The organism is Candidatus Neomarinimicrobiota bacterium (genome assembly GCA_018647265.1).
GTDB lineage: Bacteria > Fidelibacterota > Marinisomatia > Marinisomatales > TCS55 > TCS55.
Genome location: JABGTK010000171.1, coordinates 1 through 4028 on the forward strand (window position 1 = coordinate 1; position 4028 = coordinate 4028).

Annotated in this window: 5 protein-coding genes; 4 read left to right on the forward strand and 1 reads right to left on the reverse strand. The window is 38.7% G+C overall.

The genetic code is table 11. The annotated features are described in order from the left end of the window. The 4 genes from HN459_10005 to HN459_10020 form a co-directional block, all read left to right on the forward strand. Positions 1–565 (forward strand): CBS domain-containing protein (locus tag HN459_10005; GenBank protein ID MBT3479774.1); only part of this gene is annotated, 565 nt, incomplete at its 5' end. Positions 566–891: 326 nt separating this feature from the next. Continuing rightward, positions 892–2220 carry a DNA (cytosine-5-)-methyltransferase gene (gene dcm, locus HN459_10010; protein ID MBT3479775.1) on the forward strand — a complete coding sequence of 443 codons (1329 nt, stop codon included), beginning with the start codon at positions 892–894 and terminating at the stop codon, positions 2218–2220. A 1-nt stretch (position 2221) separates the two neighbouring features. Beyond that, entirely contained in the window at positions 2222–3268 is a 1047-nt protein-coding gene (locus tag HN459_10015; GenBank protein MBT3479776.1) for a hypothetical protein, read from the forward strand. 35 nt (positions 3269–3303) lie between these two features. Then, complete coding sequence (locus HN459_10020; GenBank protein MBT3479777.1) at positions 3304–3603, forward strand: hypothetical protein; 300 nt, start codon at positions 3304–3306, stop codon at positions 3601–3603. Here HN459_10020 and HN459_10025 read toward each other — a convergent pair. After that, on the reverse strand, positions 3575–4028 hold a 454-nt coding region (locus HN459_10025; GenBank protein ID MBT3479778.1), incomplete at its 5' end, for an adenylate/guanylate cyclase domain-containing protein. The genes HN459_10020 and HN459_10025 overlap by 29 nt on opposite strands.

Genomic DNA, 4028 nt, shown 5'->3' on the forward strand with positions numbered 1-4028 from the left:
AGTTCATTTGAGCATTGCTGTTGAAAAGGAAGCCTGTCCGCTGGGACTGACTCCCACAGCAAGCAGTACAGCAACTCTGGCTTTGGGTGACTCACTTGCCATGTGTTTACTTGAGCAGCGTCAGTTTAGTGAAGATGATTTTGCCTTGTTTCATCCTGGTGGTAGTCTCGGTCGTAAATTGACTGTCAGAATAAACGATGTCATGGTTGCTGGCGATACCTTGCCTGTGGTACCAGAAAATATGCCAATGCGGGAAGCGCTGAATATTCTCTCCAGTAAAAATCTCGGCATTGTAGTTGCGGTCGATCAGCATGAAAAAATCAGTGGTGTTTTTACCACCGGAGATTTAATGCGTCTGCTTGATGAAGAGCAAAGTTTTCTCGATAAACCCCTACACGAATTTGCTCACCCAAACCCAAAAACGATTGCTCCGGAAGAACTTGCCGCCAAAGCCCTGCATGTCATGGAAACACACTCCATCACCTGTCTCGTTGTTGCCGACCAGGAAAACCGCCCAATCGGCATAGTCCAAATCTACTATATTCTGCGCGCAGGCGTTTATTAATTAGTTGATGCTGTTAATAAACCGCAAATCACTAATTCTAGTAAGGCACTGATATTATAGACTACCGAATGTCATCTCTACCAATGGAAGAGATTTGTTTAATTGCTGCTATCTTATACAATATTTCACATACTTTCGAACTGACATGTTAAATGACATGTCTGTCGGTTAATTTTATCCGCTTATCTTTTGCTTAATTTATTTGAATACAAAACCAACCTAATAATCATAAAAATTCATTTCAGTATTTACACATTTTGCAATATGATTATACTAACATTAAGTGAAATTTCTTTAATTTCTCAAACAGTCTGAGGAAAAATAAAATGCGATGCAAAAAAAAGAGTGTACTTTCATTATTTTCCGGGTGTGGAGGTATGGATCTCGGATTTGAAGGAGGCTTCGAGGTTTTAAAAAAGAGCAGCAATCAGCATTTTGATGCGGACTCGATAGACGGAGTTTTTCAAGAATATTTTATCAAATTACCACCAACATCCTTTAGAACGGTTTTCTCAAATGATATTCGTCCGGGAGCTAAAGCCGCTTGGGAAAACCACTTTAGCAAGTTTGGAATTCCTAAAGGAACCTTTCATTTAGAAAGTATCGTTGATTTAGTGAAGCGAGCAAGGCAAGGCTTGTTTCAGTTTCCAGAAGATATTGATATTGTGACTGGAGGCTTTCCTTGTCAGGATTTTAGTGTTGCGGGAAAGCGCAAAGGATTTAACTCTAATAAAAGCCATTTTGGTGAGTTACTGAATCACGTTGATAATCCTACACTTGAAAACAGAGGAATGCTTTATATGTGGATGAGAGAAGTGGTTGACCTAACTCGTCCAAAGATGTTCATTGCGGAAAATGTAAAAGGGCTTATCAGTTTATCGGAGGCAAAAACTATAATAGAAAATGACTTTAAATCTATAGGTAATGATGGTTATCTTGTTGTGAGCGCAAGAGTCCTAAACGCTGCAGAGTTTGGAGTTCCACAAGGAAGAGAAAGAGTCATTTTTTATGGTTTCAGAAAAGATCTATTAAAGAAGGATGCTCTTGAAGCACTAAGTAGCATTAATGTTTGTGATGAGTATGATCCGTATCCACAACCAACTCATTCTTTCAATAAAAACAGTGAGTTGTTACCGATTGTTACTGTCAAGGATGTTTTATCAAGTCTACCCGAACCAGAAGATTCGAATGACCCATCACAAAAGACCTATTCTAAAGCCAAATGGTATGGAAAACACTGCCAAGGACAAATCGAAGTTAATTTAAATGGTGTCGGACCAACAATACGATCAGAACATCACGGAAATATAGAATATCGAAGACTTGCTCTTGAGCATGGTGGAAAATATAACGATGAATTAAAAAAAGGATTAAAAGAAAGGAGATTGACCATTCGTGAATGTGCGAGAATACAGGCATTTCCCGACGATTATGAGTTTATAATTTCTGCTAATAGAGGAAATATACCAGTTAGTGGATCCGAAGCCTATAAACTGATAGGAAATGCTGTTCCTCCACTATTGGCTTATCACATAGCTAAAAGAGTAGAGAAAATTTGGTCGATTTTATTTAATTTAGACGAAGATAAGATATTCTCGGAAGTCTTCGAAAAAGAACAAAAGTGTGAACAACTATTATTATTTGAGGCTTGTTAGTATGGCAAGAGGACAAACTATATTCTCTGAATTAACAGTTGGACTTGGTATAATAAATGGTAACTTTGATAAAGTGTCATTGGCTAAAATCAAGAATGTCACTAATTCTGATATTGAGTCTTTTTTGAAAGTATTATCAAAAAACAATCAAAATCCAAATCGTCGGAAAGATTCATTGAAATTAAAAAAGGCGGGTCTTGCGATTGGTGCTTGGATGTCTCAGCAGGGATTTTCAAAGTTAAATGTTGCGTGGATAGGGCATGAAATCATTGGTTCTGTTGAAAAAGCTTCAAAAGATTTAGAAATCATCAATGCGAATTGGAGAGTTTCCGTAAAAGAGAACTCAAATATATTGATTAACAGTTCGCCGGAATGGGTTTTTGAAAAATTGCCTCATGCTGAGTTTGATAAACTAAGGGGCAAAGATTGGTTTACGCATACAGCTGAGCATGAATTCCAAGCTTATTATTTAGCGTGCGGAGGTATAAGTTTTACGGGATATGATACGGTTGTTGAATACTACAACGCAACAACAATCAAGAACAGAAAAGTTTTTGCAAAGCATGTTGCTGTATTGCATACAGCTAAAGAACCAATAGTAATGCGTGCATACAAGAAATTTTGCCAAAAAGTAAGTTCAAAATCATCTGAAATTTTCAATGAACAAATCAGAGAATTAAAGAAAGGGAAAAATTATAAGAAAAAATTTGAGTTGATATTTCATGAGTTTTTTCGTGTGAACGCAGTAAGGTACATCTTAGCTGGTATTGATAAAGGGGAGCCATTTGCTATTATTCTGAATCCGAGTTCTGAGTGGAGCAAAGGATATGAGTTTTTGGATATTCAAGCATTACCCAAAGACGCTGGACAACCAGAAGTATTGTTACGATTTTTCTTTAAAGATAAAACATCTAATGAGCAATTTGATATTGATTTGAAAGCAGAGATAAGATGGTCACACGGAAAGTTTTGTGGAAATCCTGAAAGCAAACTGTATAAACTATGGAAATACAAGGATCTTAGATGGGTTAATGACTTTATCCTATAACTTCATAAGATACAAAATAAAGCAGGAATGATAACTTGCAAGTTCGTGATGCTACAACAACCTACCGTATTATGTCAGCGGTAAAATCCTCAAACACAAAGCCAGAGAAGCTGCTCGGTCAGGCTATGTGGAAATTAGAATTGCGTTATCGAAAACAACATAAAATTCTGGGGAAACCGGACTATGTTTTTTTACGCACCAAAATTCCGGGGTTTTGTGATGGTGATTTTTGGCACTTGTTATCCCCACAATTCATCAAATGGAGGAAAAACTATACTTCCACCACCAATAGAGCAGGATTTGTGGTCACTCCTCAGGTTCCCAGCCCGCCTTGACCAGTCCTTCAATGATGGGATCCGCCAGCGCGGAATTGGGAATAAAAATTCGGCGGTAGTCGTCACGGGTTTTGAGGTTGGGACGCAGAGTAAGGTAGCGCTCTAGTGCCGCCTTTGCTTCAGAACCTTGTTCCAAGTGCCCCAGCACCGCCGCACGAAAGCCCAAATGATATCCTACGTCCGGATGCAGAAGTAACGCCTTGTCAATCGTCTCAAGCGCCTCTTCATACCGCCCCTGTCCAAACAAGGCAAAGTAAAGACACCCAAGATAGAGCATCAATTCTGGGTCAGCCGGGCTGAGTTCAAATGCCTTGAGGATGGAGCTTTCACCTTGTTGATATTCTCCAAGATGAACTTGTACTAACCCCTGCCAATAGAAACTTTTAGCAAAACTGGGATTGAATTGCACCGCGCGTAATGCATGA

What these genes read in the sequence shown, in the direction of transcription:
- dcm (MBT3479775.1), top strand. Translation starts at nt 892, where the DNA reads ATGCGATGCAAAAAAAAGAGTGTACTTTCATTATTTTCCGGGTGTGGA.
- HN459_10015 (MBT3479776.1), top strand. Translation starts at nt 2,222, where the DNA reads ATGGCAAGAGGACAAACTATATTCTCTGAATTAACAGTTGGACTTGGT.